The sequence below is a fragment of the Formosa sejongensis genome (assembly GCF_033447105.1).
GTDB lineage: Bacteria > Bacteroidota > Bacteroidia > Flavobacteriales > Flavobacteriaceae > Formosa.
In genome coordinates this window covers 91,732-112,435 of the sequence record NZ_JAWQUN010000010.1, presented here as the reverse complement: position 1 = coordinate 112,435, position 20,704 = coordinate 91,732, and the positions used below count along the sequence as shown (strand labels likewise).

The following is a 20,704-nucleotide window of genomic DNA, read 5'->3' as shown; positions in this document are numbered from 1 at the left end:
AAGCTATGTCAATATTAAGCGGCAAAAACATACTGTTAGGCATTAGTGCAGGTATAGCTGCTTACAAGACAGCTTCATTAGTAAGATTATTTATAAAAGCAGGTGCAGACGTTAAAGTTGTCATGACACCTGCTTCTATTGATTTTGTTACACCCCTAACTTTATCTACACTTTCAAAACATCCCGTTGTATCTTCGTTTTATAATGAAGACGATGAGAATGCCGTTTGGAATAGTCATGTCGAATTAGGCCTTTGGGCAGATTTTCTTATTATTGCTCCCGCAACAGCGAATACCATGTCTAAAATGGCAAATGGAACCTGCGATAATTTATTATTAGCAACCTATTTATCTGCAAAATGTCCTGTGTATTTTGCCCCAGCAATGGATTTGGATATGTTTAAACATCCATCTACAGCGCAATCTTTTGATACATTACAAAGCTTTGGAAATATTATGATTCCGGCAACTTCTGGCGAATTAGCTAGTGGTTTAGTAGGGGAAGGCCGTATGGCAGAACCTGAAGACATTGTATCGTTTATTGAAAATCATATTCTAGGTAATTTGCCTTTATATGGTAAAAAAGTAATGATTACTGCTGGACCAACTTACGAAGCTATAGACCCTGTTCGTTTTATAGGAAATCATTCTAGTGGTAAAATGGGATTCGAGTTAGCACATGCAGCAGCGAATCTTGGAGCTGAGGTTATTTTAATTTCAGGGCCAACAAATCAATCACTCAATCATAATTCAGTAAAAATTATTTCTGTTATAAGTGCACAAGAGATGTACGAACAAGTTCATTTATATTTTAAAGATGTAGATATTGCAATTTGTTCTGCTGCGGTAGCCGACTATAAACCAAAAGAAGTTGCAATTCAGAAAATAAAAAAGGACGATAGTACGTTAACATTAGAGTTAGAGAAAACTAAAGATATTTTAGCATCTTTAGGAGCTATAAAAAAGAATCAATTTTTAGTCGGCTTTGCTTTAGAAACGAATAATGAATTAGAGCACGCCAAAGGAAAACTAAAACGTAAAAATTTAAATTTAATAGTTTTAAATTCTTTAAACGATAAAGGTGCAGGATTTAAGTCGGATACTAATAAAGTAACGCTTATAGATGCTGAAGAAAATATATTAGAATTTAAGTTAAAATCGAAAGCAGACGTTGCTCAAGATATATTCAACGAAATATTAAACCAATTACATGCGTAACATCTTATTTGTTCTTTTTTTATGTATTTCTGTTAGCCTAACCGCTCAGGAGCTAAACTGTAAAGTTGTAATAAATGCTCAACAAACAGGAGATGAAAACGATCAAGTATTTCAAACATTAGAGAAGCAACTCACAGAATTTGTAAATAATACACAATGGACTTCTAGAGGTTATAAAGCAAACGAGCGTATTAATTGCAGCATGGTAATTATTGTAAACGAATATGCTGGAGATGTGTTTAGAGCTACCATACAAGTGCAATCTTCTAGACCCGTTTATGGTTCTTCTTATGGAACGCCTATTTACAATTTTAATGATAAAAATTTCACATTTAATTACGCCGAATTTCAGAATTTAAACTTTAGTGCAACACAATACGAGTCTAATTTAGTATCTGTTTTGGCATTTCATATTTATATGATTCTTGGTCAAGATGCAGATTCTTTTCAGTTAAGAGGTGGAGACGAATATTTAAACCAAGCACAAACTATTGTAAATTACTCTCAGCAAGAAGGCTCTAAAGGTTGGTCTCTAGAAGATGGTTTACAAACTAGATATATGTTGTTAGACAACATGCTCTCACCTACATTTAAGGAGTTTAGAGAGGTAATGTATGCCTATCACAGAGAAGGTTTAGATCAAATGAGTACAGACGTTAAAGCAGGTAAAGAAAGTGTAGCAACTTCTATAGACATGTTTCAAACCATGAATAATCGAAGACCAAATTCCTTTTTAGTACGTGTTTTTTTTGATGCTAAAAGTGACGAGATTGAAGAAATATTCTCGGACGGACCAAGCGTTAATGTTACAGACCTTGTCGATGTATTAGGTAATATTGCACCTACATATTCCAGTAAATGGAGAAATATTAAGTTTTAATTTGATTTCGACTTAAATCTAAATTATCTTTGGTTCTACAAATCTAAAGCACCTCAATTACATTGCTTACATCCCTATCTATAAAAAACTATGCCTTAATCGACGATTTACAGGCAAATTTTAATAACGGTTTTACAATAATCACTGGAGAAACTGGTGCTGGTAAATCTATTTTATTAGGTGCATTATCTTTAATTTTAGGTAAACGTGCCGATTTATCTTCGTTGAAAGACGATTCTCAAAAATGTATAATTGAAGCTGTTTTCGATGTTTCAAATTACAATTTAGAATCTGTTTACGAGCAAGAAGATTTAGATTTTGAAACACAAACTATAATTCGTCGTGAGATTTTACCTTCTGGTAAATCACGTGCGTTTGTAAACGATTCTCCTGTTACAGTTAGTAGTTTGCAAGCATTAGGAGAATGTTTAATCGATATCCATTCACAGCACCAAACCATGCAACTAACGGACGATGCATTTCAGTTTCAGGTTATTGATGCTTTAGCGAACATTGAAGAACCTTTAATTGATTATAAAAGTCAGTTAAAATCATATAAAGCACTTCAGAAAGAATTAAAAAAACTACTTGATTTTCAAGCGGAAGCAAATAAGGAACACGAATACAATTCGTTTTTATTACAAGAGTTAATCGATGCTAAATTGGTTAATGGTGAGTTTGAATTGTTAGAAGAGGAATACGAAACGCTGGATAATATTGAAGCGATTAAAGAAAAAATTGGTGCTTCTCATCAGTTATTAAGTGATGAACAAATAGGTGGTTTAGCAATACTCACCGAAATAAAAACAAACTTTAGTAAGATTGCATCTTTCTCTCAGAAGTATAAAGATTTATACGATAGAATTGATAGTAGTTTTATTGAATTATACGATATTTTTACAGAGATAGAGGCTTCAGAAGATGCCTTGGAAGCAGATCCAAATCGTTTAGTAGTTGTAAATGCAAGATTGCAGTTACTTCATAATTTGAAGAAAAAACACCTGGCTTCAGAAATTTCAGAATTAATAGAGATCCAGAACGCTTTAGATGAAAAAGTAGGTATTACAGAGAATCTAGATAAAAATATTAAAAAATTACAGTCGGAAATCTCTAAATTTGAAAAGGCTTTAAATGCATTGGCAAAAACAATTCATACTAAACGTAACGCGGTTATTCCAAGTTTAAAAACACAACTTGAAACGATTTTAGCGGATTTAGGAATGCCGAATGCACAGTTTGAAATTACGCTAAAAGTAGCTTCACAATTTCATGCAAACGGAAAAGACGATTTACAATTTCTCTTTTCAGCAAATAAAGGTGGTTCATTTAAACCTTTAAACAAAGCCGCTTCTGGAGGAGAGTTATCAAGAATAATGCTCGCAATAAAAGCGGTGTTATCAAAATATATACAATTACCAACCATTATGTTCGACGAGATAGACACAGGAGTTTCTGGTGAAATATCGAATAAAATGGGGGTTATTATGAAACACATGAGTAAAAGCATGCAAGTGTTTGCGATTACCCATTTACCTCAAGTTGCAGCAAAAGGCGATACGCATTTAAAAGTGTATAAAGAAGATATTAATCAAGTTACCACAACCAATTTAATTACGATTGAAGGTGAAGAGCGTATTGTAGAAATAGCGCAAATGCTTGGCGGATTAGAATTATCTAGTTCTGCAATAGCACATGCTAAACAATTATTGAATTGATACTTTTTTAAGATGAAAAAACTATTAAGCATACTGTTTTTACTTTGTTTAACTCTAGGATTTAGTAGTTGTGGTGGAGATGATGAAGGCAGTTGCAGTGGAATTTATTCGGAAGGAGAATGTATTCCTGATTTTGTATTTCCTCCAATTGATAACGCGGTTGAAGGTCAGAAGTTTTATCATGAAAAATACGGTATAATTGTGTTTAGTAATGGAAATTGGACAAATACAGCTGCTACGATTATTACTAAAAATGAATTATTAATAGAATAAAAAGTTTTATTAACTTTGACGATTCTGGGGATTAGACCCAAGTATAGTTAAAATAAGATTTAAAAATATGTCATACAATTTATTAAAGGGAAAAAAAGGAATCATTTTTGGAGCATTAGATGCAAATTCTATTGCCTGGAAAACGGCAGAACGTGTTCATGAAGAAGGAGGAACGTTTGTTTTAACCAATGCACCAGTAGCAATGCGAATGGGACAAATAAATGAATTGGCTGAAAAAACAGGTTCTCAAATTATCCCTGCTGATGCTACTTCTGTAGAAGATTTAGAAAACCTAGTTGAAAAAGCGATGGAGATTTTAGGAGGAAAAATTGATTTTGTTTTGCATTCTATCGGAATGTCTATAAATGTTAGAAAAGGAAATCATTATACCAATCAGAATTACGCTTACACACAAAAAGGAACCGATGTTTCTGCAATGTCTTTTCATAAAGTAATGCAAACGCTTTATAAAGCAGATGCTATGAACGAGTGGGGAAGTATTGTTGCATTGACGTATATGGCTGCACAGCGTGTATTCCCAGATTATAACGATATGGCAGATAATAAAGCCTATTTAGAAAGTGTTGCTCGTAGTTTTGGATATTTCTTCGGAAAGGATAAAAAAGTAAGAGTAAATACCATTTCACAATCACCAACACCTACAACAGCAGGTAGTGGTGTAAAAGGGTTTGATGGATTTATTGCTTATGCAGATAAAATGTCGCCACTTGGTAATGCTACGGCTTTAGATTGTGCTAATTACACAGTGACATTGTTTAGTGATTTAACTAAACGTGTGACTTTACAAAATTTATATAATGACGGTGGGTTTAGTAATATGGGTGTAAGTAACGAAGTTATGGAAGCTTTTGTTGAATCTGTAAAAGAATAATTATAGACTTTATAAGTCTTTTAAAAGCTGCCTAAAAAGGCGGCTTTTTTTATGCATTTAATTACATTTGTGTATGCGTTTACAGTATTCATTTATAATTCCTGTTTATAATCGTCCTGAAGAAATTGAGGAGCTACTTGTTAGTTTTGTTAATTTACAAACGACTTTAAATTTTGAAATAGTAATTGTAGAAGATGGCTCTAGTGAAACTTCGGAAGCTGTTGTAAATAGTTTTAAGGATAGATTAAATATCGCTTATTTTTATAAAGAAAATTCAGGTCCAGGCGATTCTAGAAACTTCGGAATGCACAATGCAAAAGGTAACTATTTTATTATTTTAGATTCCGATTGTGTGTTGCCTTCAAATTATTTAAATGAAGTCGATGCCAGTTTAAGTTCCGATTATGTAGATTGTTTTGGAGGACCAGATGCAGCAGATTCATCGTTTACTAATCTGCAAAAAGCTATCAATTTTTCTATGACCTCTTTTATTACAACTGGAGGTATTCGCGGTAATAAAAATCAGATAGGAAAGTTTCAGCCAAGAAGTTTTAATATGGGCTTGTCTAAAGTTGCTTTTAAAGCGTCAAACGGATTTGGAACAATTCATCCCGGAGAAGACCCAGATTTATCCATTAGATTGTGGGGTTTAGGATTTCAAACAAAATTATTTCCCGATGCTTTTGTGTATCATAAACGTCGTATTTCGTGGTCTAAGTTTTATAAACAAGTTTATAAGTTTGGTAAGGTGCGCCCTATATTAAATACATGGCATCCGCATACTTCAAAAATAACGTATTGGTTTCCTACACTTTTTATTCTGGGTTTATTAATAGCAATTGTTGCTTTTGTATTTCAGTTTAAATGGTTCTTATTATGTTATTTAGCATATTTTATTTTAGCATTCTTTTTAGCTCTGTTACAATCTAAAAGTATAATAGTTGCACTATTGGCTATACCTGCTATATTAGTTCAGTTTGAAGGTTATGGTTATGGCTTCTTAAAATCGTTTGTGAACATTCAATTATTTAAAAAGGATGCAGAGCGTGTTTTTCCAGAATTATTTTTTAAATTATCAAAATGAAAGATATAAAATCAAGATTTTTAAAATTTGTTAGAAGTAAGAAAATAAATGTTTTTGCTTTGTTTCTAGCGTTGTCTTTTGCTATTTTAATTTTAAATAAGCTTTCTCGGACGTTTACAAATACGATTTCATTTTCTGTGAAAATGGTTAATCTTCCAGAAACATTCGTGATATTAAATGATAGCACTCAGGATCTAAAAATTACTGCTAAAACTTATGGTTTTAAGTTTTTGAGATATTATTTATCGAAACCAAAATTGACTTTAGATTATGTAGATAAACTTAATTTAACTGATTCTACTTTTGCATGGAGTCAGCATCGATCCTATTCTAAAATTAACGATCAGTTTGATAAGGATGTTGAAATTATAAGTATTTCGCCGGATACATTAGTGTTTAAATACGATGAAAACGCAACGAAAAACATTCCTGTAGTTTTACAGAAAAACATACAATTTAGTCCAGGTTTCGATGTTTTAGAAGGGTTTTCTATAACGCCAGACACGGTTCATATAATTGGACCGGAAAAAATAGTAAATGCGATAAAGTTTGTTAACACGGTACCATTAGAGTTAAAGGATGTACACTTAGACATAGATCAATTTTTAGGTTTAGAATTACCTAAAGAAAATAAACACGTACGGTTTTCTCATAAAAGTGTACGCTTAAAAGCAAAGGTCGAAAAGTTTACAGAAGGCACGTTTAATATTCCGGTCACTATTAAAAATGTTCCAAAGAACCTGTCTTTAAAGTATTATCCTAAATCTGTTTCAGTATCATTTTACACTAATTTAAGTGGCTTTAAGGATGTTTTAGCTAAAGATTTTAAAGTGGAATGCGATTATGAAAAGCATTTGGAAAATCAATCGTATTTAGTACCAGAACTTGTACAACAATCTGGAATGGTGAAAAGCGCAAAAATTATTCAACAAAAAATAGAATTTATAATTTCGGAATGATCATAGTTGGTTTAACAGGAGGGATAGGAAGCGGTAAATCTACCGTTGCAAAACAGTTTCAAAAGATGTTCGCAATTCCTACGTATATATCAGATGATGAAGCGAAATTATTAATGGTAAATTCACCCGAAATCAAATCCGAATTAATTGATTTATTTGGTGAAGATGCTTACAAAGGTAATACTCTTAATAAGTTGTTTATATCTCATGCAATTTTTAATGATAGCGCGTTGTTGGCAAAGATGAATGCGATAGTACACCCAAGAGTTGCAGCACATTTTAAAACTTGGGTTCGGGAACAAGACTCACCATATATATTAAAGGAAGCTGCTATTCTGTTTGAAAGTCATGCAGATAAGTTGTGCGACCAAATAATAACAGTTACCTTAGATAAAACGACTAAAATTGAACGCCTCTTAAAACGTGAAAAAACGACTGTCGAGAGAATAGAATCCATTATGAAACAACAATGGACGGACGAGATGCGTATCGCAAAATCGGACTATGTGATTGTAAATGATACTATGACGCATATGGAAGAACAAGTCGGTAAAATTCACAAAACAATACTTAATAAAATCAAGTAAAATCGCAAATTTAACAATTTTGTTAACGTAAGGTTAAATGTTAAAAATGCTAAATGTTAAAATGTTAATTTTGAATGATGAGCAAAAAGTTATTCATTTTATTAGTGCTTTTAATGAGCTTATCTCTGGTAGGAATCATTTTTGTACAAGCAAGATATATTAGTGATTCTGTAGAGAATGAAGAAGAACAATTCACTTTCAATGTAAAAAAAGCATTGAGTTTTGTATCTAAAGATATTGAAGAGCGCGAGCTTAATACATATTTTAAAAAATTTCAACGTTTAGTCGATCAAAAGCAGGAAGCAGATACAATTGCAATTACTCAACTTCTTTTTAATCAACAAAACGAAAGTACGGATGAAACATTAATTTACAGAAGTGGTATTTTAGAAGAGAACTATAAGTTGTCTTCGTCGATCTTTGACATAGGTTTAGATAGTATTAATATTAAGCGTATAATACGAGATTCTGAAACTAAAATTTACAGTAACAAAAGTGGTTTAGAAAACAGAGTTAATGTAAATCCGGTTTTGAGTATTTCGAAAATTGGACGTTTTAATGAAGCAGAAAAGCAAAGTTTTGAAGAAGCGTTTAAAATATTAACAAGTAGAACGCCAATTTATAAACGTGTTAAAAATGAAGAAATAACAAGGTTATTAACCAAAAAACTTCATGAAGATAATATTGATATAGATTACGAATTTGCTATTTATAGTAACGATTTAGCAACCAAGGTACAGAGCGAAGGTTTCGAGTTAAAAGATGATAAAACATTTAGTGTTCCCATTTTTCAAAACGAGAATAGCCAAAATAATTTTAGATTATTGGTTAATTTTCCTGAGCGTAATAGGTTTATAATGTCGTCTATAATTGGAATGACTTTATTGTCTTTTATTTTTACTTCAATTATTATAATTGCGTATACGAGTGCTTTATTTCAGTTATTAAAACAGCGTAAGATTTCAGAAATTAAAAATGATTTCATTAATAACATGACGCATGAGTTTAAAACACCCATTGCAACTATTAATTTGGCTCTGGATGCGATAAAAAATCCAAAGGTTATTGATGATAAAGAAAAAGTAATGCGTTATCTCAATATGATAAAAGAAGAGAATAAACGTATGCATGCACACGTTGAAAACGTATTAAGAATATCTAAACTAGATAAAAATGAACTAAACATTAGTAAAGATCGCGTAGAATTGCACGAATTAATAGAAGATGCAATTACACATATTGAACTAATTGTTGAAGATAGAAAAGGGTTTATAAAGTTACATTTAGATGCCGAAAAAACTTCAGTATTAGCCAGCGAAACACACTTAACAAATGTTATAGTTAACATGTTAGACAATGCAATAAAATATTCCCCAGAGGCACCAAAAATAGATGTGTATACAGAAAATGTAGGGAATAGTATTTTAATAAAAATTAAAGACCAAGGAAGCGGAATGAGTAAGGCCGCTCAAAAACGAGTTTTTGAAAAGTTTTATAGAGAACACACAGGAAACATACATAATGTTAAAGGCCATGGTCTAGGTCTTGCTTATGTAAAACGAATAGTAGATGATCATCAAGGTCATATTTCGGTCGAGAGTGAGAAAGGAAAAGGAAGCACATTTACTGTTAAACTTCCATTAATATCATAAAGTTATGAGCGAACAACATAAGAAAATATTATTAGTAGAGGACGATCCAAATTTTGGAACAGTTCTTAAAGATTATTTAACCATGAACGACTACGATGTTACTCTTGCCAAAAACGGTATGGAAGGTTTCGAAAAGTTTAAAAAAGGGGATTTCGATTTGTGCATTCTAGATGTCATGATGCCTTATAAAGATGGTTTTACACTAGCTAAAGAAATTAGAGAGAAAAACACAGAAGTGCCTATTATCTTTTTAACAGCGAAAGCAATGAAAGAAGATGTGTTAAAAGGATATAAAGTAGGAGCAGACGATTATCTTAATAAACCTTTTGATAGTGAAGTGTTACTCATGAAGATTCATGCAATTATTCAGCGTAAAGCTTCAGAAACGGTTACAGATAGCAAACAATTTGAATTTAAGATTGGTAATTTTGATTTAAACTCTAAATTAAGATTCTTAAAAGTAAATGATGATGATCCTATTAAATTGTCGCCTAAAGAAAATGAATTATTACGTTTACTAGCTTTACATGAAAATGATTTAATGCCTAGAGAATTGGCATTAACTAAAATTTGGCGAGACGATAATTATTTCACTTCAAGAAGTATGGATGTGTATATCGCTAAATTACGTAAGTATTTAAAAGCCGATCCAAATGTTGAAATTTTAAACATTCACGGTGAAGGTTTCCGTTTGGTTGTAAACAATCAAAACGGTTAATATCTATCACATATATAATAAAAAATCCAGCTAAAGCTGGATTTTTTTATGAGTAATAGTTATGTTTAACATACCAAGACTTTAGATTTTATAGTATTAGAATTGATTCTCTAATTAAGCATTAAAACATCAATCCTAAAATCTGAGCACAAATAATTAAAAGTACCATTGCAATTGGGTAAACCGTAGCATAGGCCACAGAAGGTGCATCGGTTTTAGTCATAGTGTCTACAGCAGCCAAACCAGGCGTACTTGTCATAGAACCCGTTAAAGTTCCTAAGAGAGTCAAAGTATTTATTTTAAAGAATACACGTGCAACTATAGTCGCTACTATCATAGGAACAAATGTAATTAAGCCACCAATGAGGAAAAGTTTAATACCGTATAGTGAGTACGTTTCAACTAATGTTGCTCCAGCTTTTGTACCTACTACAGCTAAGAAAAGCATTAAACCAAACTGTCTTAATAACTGATTGGAATTACCACTCATTACCCAAAGAATATTTCCTGTTTTACCAATTCTACCAAGAATCATGGCTACAATAAGTACACCTCCGGTTAATCCTAAATTAAAAGTAAATGCATTACCAAAAGAAATTGAAACGCCTCCCACAAGAATACCAATAACTATACCTAATGCCAATGGGAAAAAGTCGGTGTCTGAAAGTTTACTTTTATTATCACCTATTAAATTCGATATTTGTGGAACACAACTTTTCTGACTAGAAATCATGATTTTATCTCCAATTTGAAGTCTTAATGTCGAGTTAGGAGATAAGTCGATACCGCTTCTTCTAATTCTAGTAATAGTGGCATTAAAATTATCTTTTAAGTTTAATTCACCTAATGTTTTATTCACTAAAGATGTTTTCGTCATTAAATAAGATTGAACTATAAAATCTTCACCTAACGAGATTTCAATATTAGATTTAGGTCCAATTAATAGTCCAACGCGTCTTAATGCTTCTTCCGTACCAACAACTCGTATATAATCATCTTTATGTAAAATCGTGTCTTTTTTAGGAACAAAGGCTTCATTCTTATGCATTACTCTAGAAATAACACCTTTGGTCATTGAACGTACTTGTAGTTCTTGAATAGATCTATTTATAGCTCCTACATTTTCTACTTTAAAATTACATCTAGAAATAGTATCATAATGGCCATGTGCTTTCTCCTCATATGCCTCTTCTTCTTTAGTCAGGTTGATTCTGAAAAGTTTAGGATATAATTTCACGAATAAAATAACGCCAATAACTCCAAAAGGATATGCAATACCATAACCAATAGAAGCTAGCGGAGAGTGAGTGACATCTATAGCGGTAGCTAATCCAGGCGTGCTTGTTAGTGCCCCAGCCATTAAACCAATAGCAATAGATTTATCGATATCAAAAAATTGAATAGAGAGAAAGGTTATAAATGCTGCAGAAAACACAACTAATGCCGCAATTATTACTAGGCTCTTACCGTTCTCTCGAAAGGAATCAAAAAAACCAGGACCAGCTTGTAATCCTATGGTGTAGATAAATAAGATTAATCCTATTTTTTGTAAAATATCTGGTAGCTCTACACCGAAATGGCCAAAAAGTAAAGCAACAAATATAATGGCAGAGACATCTAGCGATATGCCTTTAATTTTTATATTCCCAATTATAAATCCGATACAGATAATTAAGAATAATGCTAGATATGTTGCGTTTAAAAACTCCATTAATATTAAATTTTAAATAAGTTGCAAATATAATTTATAAAAAAATCACACCTAATGACTTTTGTCATTATCTAAAACAAGTTTAAAGCAGTACGAAAACAGACTATAGTAACGTGTTAAACGATACATGAGTTTTGTTCATTTTTAGCTCAATTAAAAAGATTTTTGAATTATTAAGTGACTAAATTTATGTGTTTTTTACAAGATGCTAAAATTTTCTACAAGGTATTGTTTTGAATTTCTTTTTCAATGTCTTGAATAATAGTGTCTATTGGTGTTTCGTAATCGAACCATAGTGTATTTTCATTTCGTTTAAACCAAGTAAGTTGGCGTTTAGCGAAACGTCTGGAGTTTTTCTTAATTTCTGAAATCGCAAAATCTAAAGTCCATTCTTCCTTCAGATAATTGAATATCTCTTTGTAGCCTACCGTGTTTAATGCGTTTAAATGTTGATTATCGACAAGTGATTTTACCTCTTCAAGCAAGCCTTGATTCATCATTATATCCACACGTCTGTTTATACGGTCGTAAATGACCTCACGATCTGCTTTTAGTCCAATTGTTATGGTTTTAAACGTTCTGGAATCTTTATTTTTATTTAAGAAAGAAGAATAGGGTTGACCTGTACCCAAGCAAATTTCTAAGGCTCTAATAATACGATGGGGATTATCTATTGCTATAGTCTCAAATGATTTTGGGTCGTGTTGTTTTAGTAAATCTTGTAAGCTCTGTAAACCTTCTCTATCTAGTTGCGCATTTAGTGCTATGCGGATGTTTGAATCGACTTTAGGAAAATCATCTAATCCACGTGTAACAGCATCGATATATAATCCAGAACCACCAACCATAATAACAGTATTATGTGTTTTATAAAGTGTCTCTAAAGATTGTAATACTTCTTTTTCGAAAGTACCAACGTTGTAAGTGTCTTCTATAGATTTATGATGTATATAATGATGCGGTGCATCTAATAATTCTTCAGCAGTAGGAGCAGCTGTACCAATTTGCATTTCTTTAAAGAACTGTCTAGAATCGGCAGAAATTATTTCAGTTTTAAAATATTTAGCAAGTTTAATGCTTAAAGCTGTTTTTCCGATTGCCGTTGGGCCAACGATAGAAATAAGGTGATGATTTGTTTTCAAAAGTTTAATTATTATGAAGTGGTTCTCCGCAATTATAACAATTTTGTGCACCATCTCTATGGTCGCTTTTTAGGCAGTTCGAGCAAGATTGTGAATTTAAACTAATTTTTTTATTATTTGTGTTTTCAGGAATTGAATCTTTAGGATTTCTAGTCTGATTACTATATTCTGCAGAAACTATACCTGTAGGAACTGCTATAATACCATAACCTAAAATCATGATTAAGGAGGCTATAAGTTGACCTAAAGGTGTTTGCGGCGCTATGTCCCCAAAACCAACAGTAGTTAATGTTACAATACACCAATAAACACTTTTTGGAATGTTAGTAAAGCCATTTTCTTCGCCTTCAACCAAATACATAATGGTGCCTAAAATGATGGCCAAAATAACAACTGCAAATAAAAATACTGAAATTTTAGCGCGACTTGCTTTTAACGCAGTAACTAAATTGTTAGATGCTCCTAAAAAGCGTGCTAATTTTAAAATTCTAAAAACCCGTAATAACCTTAGTGCTCTTAAAGCAACTAAAGCGTGTGTTCCTGCGAATAATAAAGACAGATATTTTGGTGCTGTAGATAATAAATCGATAATTCCATAAAAACTAAAAATATATTTAAATGGTTTTTTTACTGTAATAACTCGTGCTATATATTCAATTGTAAAAAGTACAGTTATTATCCATTCAGAAATATTTAAAATGCGGTGGTATTTTAAATCGATAGCCTTTACGCTTTCAAGCATAACCAAAATGATACTTGCAATAATAACCACAAGCAAAATAATGTCGAAAAACTTACCTGCAGGAGTATCAGCCTCATAAATAATTTCATGTAACTGCGTTTTCCAGGTTTTGTCTCGTTTTGGTTCTATCATAAAATCAAAAGTAAGAAAAGTAAGTTTATTTTCTTGATATAAAAGTAGTAAGCTTAAGACGTTAATCTTAGGCAGGAAGTTGAATTATTTTTAAATTTTTGTGACTGCGCATATAACTCTGTATAATATGTTGGCTATCTCTATCGTTTTCCATCTTTGTAATAATGGATTCCAGCACTTTAATATTATTAATTTGATAGTTTAGATTGAAAAATCCTAATCCTTCAAACTGTCCGTTTTTAATATAAATAGCACTACGTTCGTCTATGTCACGACCACGATCTATAAGAATCATGTTTTTGTGAACATAGCTGTTTTTTTCAATCAATTCTTGAACTCGTGAATTATATTCTTCGAAAGATTCTTCATTTAAACAAGCACCATGACATGTTTTTGTACTGTAATTAAAACAAGACTTTTCTGGAGCGTTAGACTCTAAACCGGTTAATTGTAAACATAAATTATAGGTTTCAATAGCATGTTCTATAAAGTATAGGGCACTCTGTTTATTACTAAAAGTTGTAATAGGATGTTTACGACCGTCGGCGATGTCAATTTTTAAATTGATATAACCTTCTTTGTCCTTAAAAGCATAAAGTGCATGTGTATAATGTGTGCGTTTTCTTGCGCGATTGTATATTGGTTTTAAGCGTTTTATTTCTTCATTTTCTTTCAGTAAAGCAACAAGTTCACTTCCTGTTTCTTCATAAGTTACAGCGGCAACATGAAGTTGAATTTTTTTAGATTTTGAATTTGGAGCGGTAAAATGCTGATTAACGCGACGTTTTATATTTCTGCTTTTTCCAATATAAATAATATCGCCACCTTCTTTATGTATATAATACACACCAGTAACAGCAGGTATCTGTTCAACAATATCTATAAGTTTGCTGTCTAATTTTTTAGGATTTAGACCTTCTTTAACCGAAGATTGAATGATTTGCTTATTGGTATCTTTAGTTTGAAGTAGTTTAAACAACTTAACTGTTGCCAAAGCATCTCCATTTGCACGATGTCTATCGGTTACAGGAATACCTAGTGACCTTACCAGTTTACCTAAACTATAAGAAGGCTGATCAGGAATTAAATCTTTTGCTAATTCTACTGTACAAAGTGTTTTTCGTTTAAAGTCATAACCCAAACGATTAAATTCTGTACGTAAAATACGGTAATCAAATTCTGAATTGTGCGCTACAATTATACAGTCTTCCGTGATTTCAATAATGCGTTTAGCGACCTCGTAAAACTTCGGTGCATTTTTAAGCATTTTACTATTGATTCCTGTAAGATTTACCACAAAAGGCTGAATGTCCCGTTCTGGATTAACTAACGATATAAATTGGTCTACAACAGTGTGGCCGTCGTATTTGTAGACCGCAATTTCTGTAATGCCCTCTTCATTAAATTTACCACCTGTGGTCTCTATGTCTAAAACTGCGTAAATAATATACTCTTAAAAAATTAATAATTTCGTACTCCAAAAATACTACTTCCAATACGAACCATAGTACTTCCGCATGCAATTGCTAACGGGTAATCTCCACTCATTCCCATTGAAAGGGTTATAAATTGAGAAGGATTTACATGGTGTTCTTTCAACGAATTAAAGATAGTTTTTAATTGGCTAAATTCGGTTTTTATTTGAGATTCATTCTCTGTAAAGGTTGCCATGCCCATAACACCAACAATATGAATGTGTTCTAATTTTAAAAATGCTTCAGACTGTAGTATTTGAGTCGCTTCAGCTTCTGTCATTCCAAATTTAGAATCTTCGTCGGCGATTTTAATTTGAATTAAGCAGTCTATTACACGATTGTGCTTTTCGGCTTGTTTATTAATTTCAATCAATAATTTTTCATTTTCAACACCATGAATTAAACTAACAAAAGAAGCCATGTATTTTACTTTATTGCGCTGTACATGACCAATCATATGCCATTTAATATCTTTGGGTAATAGCTCATGTTTTTCAGCCATTTCCTGAATTTTATTCTCGCCAAAAATGCGTTGTCCAGCATTATAAGCTTCTTGCAGATCACTAACAGGTTTGGTTTTAGAAACAGCAACAAGCGTTACGTGTTCAGGCAATGTTTCTTTTATATGATTTAAATTTTGTTGAATAGACATATTGTATTCTTATGCTTTTTAAAATTTGTAAAAGGTGTTAATGATTTCTGAATTGATTATCTTGATATGGTGTTTTATTTTGAAAACTGCTTGGCTACAATTTCTGCTTTTCTACTTGTAGAATAATCGTAAAAACCTTCACCAGATTTTATACCTAATTTGCCTGCTCTAACCATATTTACCAATAGTGGGCAAGGTGCATATTTTGGGTTTTTAAAACCGTCGTACATCACATTTAAAATTGATAAACAAACATCTAAACCAATAAAATCTGCCAATTGTAATGGTCCCATTGGGTGTGCCATTCCTAACTTCATAACCGTATCAATTTCTTTTACACCGGCAACGCCATTGTATAGCGTTTCAATCGACTCGTTAAGCATGGGCATTAATATTCTGTTGGCCACAAATCCTGGATAATCGTTCACTTCTACAGGGTCTTTCCCTAAAGTTTTAGATAAATCCATAATGATTTTGGTAATTTCATCACTGGTGTTGTAACCACGGATAATTTCAACCAATTTCATTATCGGAACAGGATTCATAAAGTGCATTCCAATAACCATTTCTGGACGATTGGTAACCGCTGCAATCTGTGTTATGGATATAGACGAAGTGTTTGTAGCTAAAATGGTGTTTTCTCCACAAATGGTACTTAATTCTTTAAATATTTTAAGTTTTAAATCTATGTTTTCTGTGGCAGCTTCAACTATTAAATCGGCATTTTTAACACCTTCTTTTATATCTGTAAAAGTTGATATTAGACTTAGAGTGTCGCTTTTTTGAACTTCAGAAATAACGTCTTTAGAAATTAATCGGTCTAAATTTTTAGCAATTGTAGCTAATCCTTTTTTTAAAGAGTCTTCACTAATATCTATTAATTGAACATTAAATCCGCTCTGAGCAAATGTGTGCGCGATACCATTTCCCATGGTTCCTGCACCTATAACTGCGATGTTTTTCATGATAGTTTTATGTTGCGAGAACGTGGTTAAGGGACTCTAAAGTTAGTTTGAATAGAATTTAGAATTGATCTATAATCATGTTTGCAACACGTAAAGCTTCAGTTCCATCATGTAAGGTTACGATAGGTTTTGTGTTGTTATTTATAGCATCGGCAAAGGTTTCCAATTCATCTAAAATGGCGTTGGTTTTAGAAATTTCAGGATTAGCAAAATAGATTTGCTTTTTAATACCTTCAGCATTTTGTAAAATCATATCGAAATCTCCGGGTTCTTTAGGCGCATCTTTCATTTTTACTACTTCACATTTTTGCTCTAAAAAGTCGACAGAAATATAAGCATCACGCTGAAAAAAACGTGTTTTACGCATGTTTTTCAACGAAATTCTACTTGCAGTAAGATTGGCAACACACCCATTTACAAATTCAATTCTAGCATTTGCAATATCTGGTGTGTCACTAATTACAGAAACGCCACTCGCACTAATGTGTTTTACCTTGGATTGTACGACACTTAAAATAATGTCTATATCGTGAATCATTAAATCTAAAACTACAGGTACATCTGTTCCTCTAGGATTAAATTCGGCTAAACGATGTGCTTCAATAAACATGGGTTTATCTAATAAATCTTTTATGGCCGTAAAAGCAGGATTAAAGCGTTCTACGTGTCCAACTTGACCTTTTACGTTGTGTTCTGCAACAAGCGTTCTTAAGGCTTCGGCTTCTTGAACAGTGTTTGTAATAGGCTTTTCAATAAATATGTGTTTGCTTTTTGCGATTGCTAATTTGGCACAATCGTAATGCGAAAGGGTAGGAGTAACAATATCTACAACATCTACAGCATCGATAAGATCTTCAACAGTTTCAAAAAATTTATATCCAAATTCGGCTTCAACTCTTTTAGCATTTTCTATATCGGCATCATGAAAACCTACGAGTTGGTATTTTTCAGATTGATTAAGTAGTCTTAAATGAATTTTTCCGAGGTGACCAGCACCAAGAACTCCAGCTTTTAACATTGTAATAGGGTTTTAAACAAAAATAAGATTTTTTATGAGTTTTAAATGCCAATAAAATTTAAAACTTTAATAAAAGATTTACTTTTGCAAAACTTATAATTCTACTAAACTTATATAATACACGCACTCTTGAAAGATACTTTTAAACACCAAGGATTAAGACAACAATTGGTAAACATATTAAAAAACAAAGGCATTACAGATGCTGCTGTACTTAAAACGATTGGGAATATTCCTAGGCATTTGTTTATGGATTCTAGTTTTTTAGACCATGCGTATCAAGATAAAGCGTTCCCGATTGCTGCCGATCAAACCATTTCGCAACCTTACACCGTGGCTTTTCAAACTGAATTGTTAAAACTTTCCCGAGATTCTAAAATTTTAGAAATAGGCACGGGGAGTGGATACCAAACTGCAGTTTTATGCGAGTTAGGTGCTAAAGTGTATAGTATTGAACGCCAATTAGAGTTGTTCAAGAAAACCAGTAAGTTTTTACCAAAATTAGGCTATCGACCTAAGCATTTAATTTTTGGTGATGGTTATAAAGGTATGCCTGAGGAGGCACCTTTTGATGGTATTATAGTTACTGCAGGTGCGCCATTTGTGCCAACTCCATTATTAAGTCAGTTAAAAATTGGAGGACGTTTAGTAATTCCTGTTGGAGACAATGTACAGACCATGACACTTTTTGTTAGAAAAGGGCCTAAAGAATTTGAAAAGCACGAGTTTGGTGAATTCCGATTTGTGCCTTTGTTGGAAAATAAAAATTAGTTTTCGTCTTTTTGTAGGAATTCTGAAGGGATTGGTTTGCCCTCAGATTCATTTGTCCATAGCAGGTTAATAATCCACCAACGGTTTCCGTCGAAGAGCAGTTGAATACTGTTAATTCCTTTCATAAAAGGCTCTTTATCATTATCGGAATGATAAGCTTCAAAGGTGCTAAAAACTTGTGTGATGTCGCCAAAAGTATGCACGATTCTATGAATCTCTTTTTCATGGAATCCGTTTTTTAACATCCACGATTTAGATGTTTTAATGTATTCGGCTGGTGTCATGTATTTGGCTTGTAATTTGCCTTCATAGTCGACTCCCGTTGTAATTAATTTGGCATCTTCTTTAAATAAGAATTTAAACAAATCCCAATCGCGTTTCTCTGATTTATCTCCTGAAATAGATAAATATAAAGTTCCCAAGGTGGTTTCTAAAGACTTTACTAAAGGGGTGTAATCGGTTTTTTGTATCTCGACTACTTTATTTTTCTTTTGAGCAAAAGCTGGAGAAATTAGTAAAATACTAAACCCAAATACTAATAAAAATTGTTTCATTTTAAAGGCTTATAGGAGCCATCCATTTGGCTCTTAATTTTAATTGTTCGGCCAAAGGCGATTCATTTATAGTAAATACATTTTCATCTTCATTATAATTTATTCCTATTTTATCATAATACGCTTTAATAGGTAACGGGTTCGTGTTAATGATATAATTGTCTAAAAATAATTGAATTTCCGGATATGTTTCTTCCACGAAAGTGGTAAAAAAAGTAGCATCGTCAAACGGTGTATTAGGACCATATTTTTTAGCTAAATTGTTTATTACATCAATATAACCAACTTTACCATCAGATAATTCTAATAACTTTATATCTAAAAGGCCAGCAACTAAAGCACCTCTCATATAAATATTTCCGTATTGTTTGCTGCCTTCTGGCGTATAAGATGTTAGTGATATTTGCAATAAACTAACTTCAGGATTATAATATTTAGCATCAATTGTAATCTCTTTTGAAAGCGTTTGAAAGTAATCGTTAGCCGATTTTAACCCCGAACGAAACAGCATCATATGTGCGGCCCATTCTGTAGTTCCTTCATATAACCATAAATGTCTTGATGGTACAGGAGTAATAAAATTAAACTGATCTACTATTTCACTGTGAATATTTAAAGGTGTTACAACATGAAAAAATTCGTGTGCAGCAACTTCAACAATTTCATTTTCTAAATTTGCCCAATCGTCTTCTTCGTAAATGTATTCTGAACTATAAGAGTGTTCCCAAGCCCCATTAGTTGTGTCTTCAAAATGGAATAAAAACGTATAATTCTTTACGGGTAATCCATTTAAAAAACCGCTTGCGGCTAATAACATATTCTCCATAGACCCTAAAACTTGATCAGAGGTTATTAAGCCTGTTTTAGAATAGGTGTAGATATCGACATTTGTACCTTGTACATCCATCGAAGCTTTTGTTAGGTTTCCTAGTAATATAGGAGAATCTACAATTTTATCGTAATCCTCAGCATAGTATAAACTGTCACTGTTTTTTGTTAAAGCAGTTCCAACGGTCCAAGTGTCTGGATAATCTAATTTTATTGTAATAGGGCTACTTTGTTTACCTTCAAAATAACCAAAAACCGCTTGACCATTTATTAACGTATGGTCATTTTCTATAGACGTTCCGCACATTAAATAGATGTTGTTCTCTAAAACAGGAGTGTCCCAGGTTTCAGAAATCTGATATTCTATTTTTGAAATATCTTTAGGAGATGTTAGCTGAAATTGATTGGTTGAAATCTGAGTTGTTTCCAATTGATTTCCTTTAGCATCAAAAGCCTTAAAGTCTTTTACATAACGACCAATATCCATAACTTGATACGTTCCAGGAGCTGTTGAAGCAAATTGATAAATAGAATTGGCTTCTGTTAATTTTGGAGGTGTAACTGTGACTTTATATGTGTCGTCTGATCGATCTAAAAGATTGACTTCAAACTTTACATTTTCTGCCGTTTTTTTAGACGTGTTTTTTGTGCCACCACAAGAGTGTAAAACAAAAGTGAGCGCAATAATTATAATTCTGAAACTCGATTTCATAAATTTTAAAATGTGATAAGGGAAC

The 20,704-nt window shown here is 32.3% G+C and carries 20 protein-coding genes; 11 read left to right on the top strand and 9 right to left on the bottom strand.

The genetic code is table 11. From position 1 onward, the window contains the following. Window positions 1-5 precede the first annotated feature (5 nt). The 10 genes from coaBC (at window position 6) to R6X41_RS11320 (ending at window position 9,977) form a co-directional block, all read left to right on the top strand. Window positions 6-1,217 carry a bifunctional phosphopantothenoylcysteine decarboxylase/phosphopantothenate--cysteine ligase CoaBC gene (gene coaBC, locus R6X41_RS11365; protein WP_318500346.1) on the top strand — a complete coding sequence of 404 codons (1,212 nt, stop codon included), beginning with the start codon at window positions 6-8 and terminating at the stop codon, window positions 1,215-1,217. Further along, window positions 1,210-2,097, top strand: coding sequence for a type IX secretion system protein PorD (gene porD, locus R6X41_RS11360; protein WP_318500344.1), 888 nt, complete (start codon window positions 1,210-1,212; stop codon window positions 2,095-2,097). Before coaBC ends, porD begins: the two co-directional genes overlap by 8 nt. 62 nt (window positions 2,098-2,159) lie before the next feature. After that, window positions 2,160-3,812, top strand: a complete 1,653-nt coding sequence (recN, locus tag R6X41_RS11355; protein WP_318500342.1) for a DNA repair protein RecN — start codon at window positions 2,160-2,162, stop codon at window positions 3,810-3,812. Between the two features lie 12 nt (window positions 3,813-3,824). Further along, complete coding sequence (locus tag R6X41_RS11350; RefSeq protein ID WP_318500340.1) at window positions 3,825-4,085, top strand: hypothetical protein; 261 nt, start codon at window positions 3,825-3,827, stop codon at window positions 4,083-4,085. 67 nt (window positions 4,086-4,152) lie between these two features. Further along, window positions 4,153-4,977 carry an enoyl-ACP reductase FabI gene (locus tag R6X41_RS11345; protein ID WP_318500339.1) on the top strand — a complete coding sequence of 275 codons (825 nt, stop codon included), beginning with the start codon at window positions 4,153-4,155 and terminating at the stop codon, window positions 4,975-4,977. Between the two features lie 73 nt (window positions 4,978-5,050). Then, entirely contained in the window at window positions 5,051-6,061 is a 1,011-nt protein-coding gene (locus tag R6X41_RS11340) for a glycosyltransferase family 2 protein (RefSeq protein ID WP_318500337.1), read from the top strand. Next, the gene (locus R6X41_RS11335; RefSeq protein ID WP_318500335.1) at window positions 6,058-7,020 is read left to right on the top strand and encodes a CdaR family protein; all 963 of its coding nucleotides are present in this window, start codon (window positions 6,058-6,060) and stop codon (window positions 7,018-7,020) included. Before R6X41_RS11340 ends, R6X41_RS11335 begins: the two co-directional genes overlap by 4 nt. Beyond that, complete coding sequence (gene coaE, locus R6X41_RS11330) at window positions 7,017-7,607, top strand: dephospho-CoA kinase (RefSeq protein WP_318500333.1); 591 nt, start codon at window positions 7,017-7,019, stop codon at window positions 7,605-7,607. The genes R6X41_RS11335 and coaE overlap by 4 nt, the downstream gene beginning before the upstream one ends. 77 nt (window positions 7,608-7,684) lie before the next feature. Beyond that, a complete protein-coding gene (locus R6X41_RS11325) occupies window positions 7,685-9,259 on the top strand; it encodes a sensor histidine kinase (RefSeq protein ID WP_318500407.1) in 1,575 nt (524 codons plus the stop codon). 4 nt (window positions 9,260-9,263) lie between these two features. Next, the gene (locus tag R6X41_RS11320) at window positions 9,264-9,977 is read left to right on the top strand and encodes a response regulator transcription factor (protein WP_318500331.1); all 714 of its coding nucleotides are present in this window, start codon (window positions 9,264-9,266) and stop codon (window positions 9,975-9,977) included. Between the two features lie 121 nt (window positions 9,978-10,098). On the opposite strand, the gene R6X41_RS11315 is transcribed toward R6X41_RS11320, so the two are convergent. From R6X41_RS11315 to R6X41_RS11285, 7 genes are all read right to left on the bottom strand, one after another. Beyond that, window positions 10,099-11,688, bottom strand: coding sequence for an aspartate:alanine exchanger family transporter (locus R6X41_RS11315; protein ID WP_318500330.1), 1,590 nt, complete (start codon window positions 11,686-11,688; stop codon window positions 10,099-10,101). Between the two features lie 218 nt (window positions 11,689-11,906). Next, window positions 11,907-12,830, bottom strand: coding sequence for a tRNA (adenosine(37)-N6)-dimethylallyltransferase MiaA (gene miaA / locus R6X41_RS11310; RefSeq protein ID WP_318500328.1), 924 nt, complete (start codon window positions 12,828-12,830; stop codon window positions 11,907-11,909). Between the two features lie 4 nt (window positions 12,831-12,834). After that, the gene (locus R6X41_RS11305; protein WP_318500326.1) at window positions 12,835-13,704 is read right to left on the bottom strand and encodes an ion transporter; all 870 of its coding nucleotides are present in this window, start codon (window positions 13,702-13,704) and stop codon (window positions 12,835-12,837) included. Between the two features lie 67 nt (window positions 13,705-13,771). Then, a complete protein-coding gene (locus R6X41_RS11300; protein WP_318500405.1) occupies window positions 13,772-15,148 on the bottom strand; it encodes an exonuclease domain-containing protein in 1,377 nt (458 codons plus the stop codon). Between the two features lie 17 nt (window positions 15,149-15,165). Beyond that, a complete protein-coding gene (locus R6X41_RS11295) occupies window positions 15,166-15,831 on the bottom strand; it encodes a YggS family pyridoxal phosphate-dependent enzyme (protein ID WP_318500324.1) in 666 nt (221 codons plus the stop codon). A gap of 74 nt (window positions 15,832-15,905) precedes the next feature. Beyond that, window positions 15,906-16,796 (bottom strand): 3-hydroxyacyl-CoA dehydrogenase family protein, encoded by an 891-nt coding sequence (locus R6X41_RS11290; RefSeq protein WP_318500323.1) that lies wholly within the window; start codon window positions 16,794-16,796, stop codon window positions 15,906-15,908. 58 nt (window positions 16,797-16,854) lie between these two features. Continuing rightward, entirely contained in the window at window positions 16,855-17,814 is a 960-nt protein-coding gene (locus R6X41_RS11285; protein ID WP_318500321.1) for a Gfo/Idh/MocA family protein, read from the bottom strand. 129 nt (window positions 17,815-17,943) lie between these two features. Here R6X41_RS11285 and R6X41_RS11280 point away from each other — a divergent pair, with 129 nt between their 5' ends. Then, window positions 17,944-18,585, top strand: coding sequence for a protein-L-isoaspartate(D-aspartate) O-methyltransferase (locus R6X41_RS11280; protein WP_318500319.1), 642 nt, complete (start codon window positions 17,944-17,946; stop codon window positions 18,583-18,585). On the opposite strand, the gene R6X41_RS11275 is transcribed toward R6X41_RS11280, so the two are convergent. Both R6X41_RS11275 and R6X41_RS11270 read right to left on the bottom strand, forming a co-directional pair. Further along, on the bottom strand, window positions 18,582-19,139 hold the full coding sequence (locus R6X41_RS11275; protein WP_318500317.1) for a hypothetical protein: 558 nt from the start codon (window positions 19,137-19,139) through the stop codon (window positions 18,582-18,584). The genes R6X41_RS11280 and R6X41_RS11275 overlap by 4 nt on opposite strands. 1 nt (window position 19,140) lies before the next feature. Continuing rightward, the gene (locus R6X41_RS11270; protein ID WP_318500315.1) at window positions 19,141-20,679 is read right to left on the bottom strand and encodes a M61 family metallopeptidase; all 1,539 of its coding nucleotides are present in this window, start codon (window positions 20,677-20,679) and stop codon (window positions 19,141-19,143) included. Between the last annotated feature and the right edge of the window lie 25 nt (window positions 20,680-20,704).

Excerpts from the sequence above, each read along its gene's own strand:
- coaBC (WP_318500346.1), top strand. The coding sequence starts at position 6 with ATGTCAATATTAAGCGGCAAAAACATACTGTTAGGCATTAGTGCAGGT.
- porD (WP_318500344.1), top strand. The coding sequence starts at position 1,210 with ATGCGTAACATCTTATTTGTTCTTTTTTTATGTATTTCTGTTAGCCTA.
- R6X41_RS11350 (WP_318500340.1), top strand. The coding sequence starts at position 3,825 with ATGAAAAAACTATTAAGCATACTGTTTTTACTTTGTTTAACTCTAGGA.
- R6X41_RS11345 (WP_318500339.1), top strand. The coding sequence starts at position 4,153 with ATGTCATACAATTTATTAAAGGGAAAAAAAGGAATCATTTTTGGAGCA.
- R6X41_RS11340 (WP_318500337.1), top strand. The coding sequence starts at position 5,051 with ATGCGTTTACAGTATTCATTTATAATTCCTGTTTATAATCGTCCTGAA.
- R6X41_RS11335 (WP_318500335.1), top strand. The coding sequence starts at position 6,058 with ATGAAAGATATAAAATCAAGATTTTTAAAATTTGTTAGAAGTAAGAAA.
- coaE (WP_318500333.1), top strand. The coding sequence starts at position 7,017 with ATGATCATAGTTGGTTTAACAGGAGGGATAGGAAGCGGTAAATCTACC.
- R6X41_RS11325 (WP_318500407.1), top strand. The coding sequence starts at position 7,685 with ATGAGCAAAAAGTTATTCATTTTATTAGTGCTTTTAATGAGCTTATCT.
- R6X41_RS11320 (WP_318500331.1), top strand. The coding sequence starts at position 9,264 with ATGAGCGAACAACATAAGAAAATATTATTAGTAGAGGACGATCCAAAT.
- R6X41_RS11315 (WP_318500330.1), bottom strand. The coding sequence starts at position 11,688 with ATGGAGTTTTTAAACGCAACATATCTAGCATTATTCTTAATTATCTGT.
- R6X41_RS11305 (WP_318500326.1), bottom strand. The coding sequence starts at position 13,704 with ATGATAGAACCAAAACGAGACAAAACCTGGAAAACGCAGTTACATGAA.
- R6X41_RS11295 (WP_318500324.1), bottom strand. The coding sequence starts at position 15,831 with ATGTCTATTCAACAAAATTTAAATCATATAAAAGAAACATTGCCTGAA.
- R6X41_RS11290 (WP_318500323.1), bottom strand. The coding sequence starts at position 16,796 with ATGAAAAACATCGCAGTTATAGGTGCAGGAACCATGGGAAATGGTATC.
- R6X41_RS11285 (WP_318500321.1), bottom strand. The coding sequence starts at position 17,814 with ATGTTAAAAGCTGGAGTTCTTGGTGCTGGTCACCTCGGAAAAATTCAT.
- R6X41_RS11275 (WP_318500317.1), bottom strand. The coding sequence starts at position 19,139 with ATGAAACAATTTTTATTAGTATTTGGGTTTAGTATTTTACTAATTTCT.
- R6X41_RS11270 (WP_318500315.1), bottom strand. The coding sequence starts at position 20,679 with ATGAAATCGAGTTTCAGAATTATAATTATTGCGCTCACTTTTGTTTTA.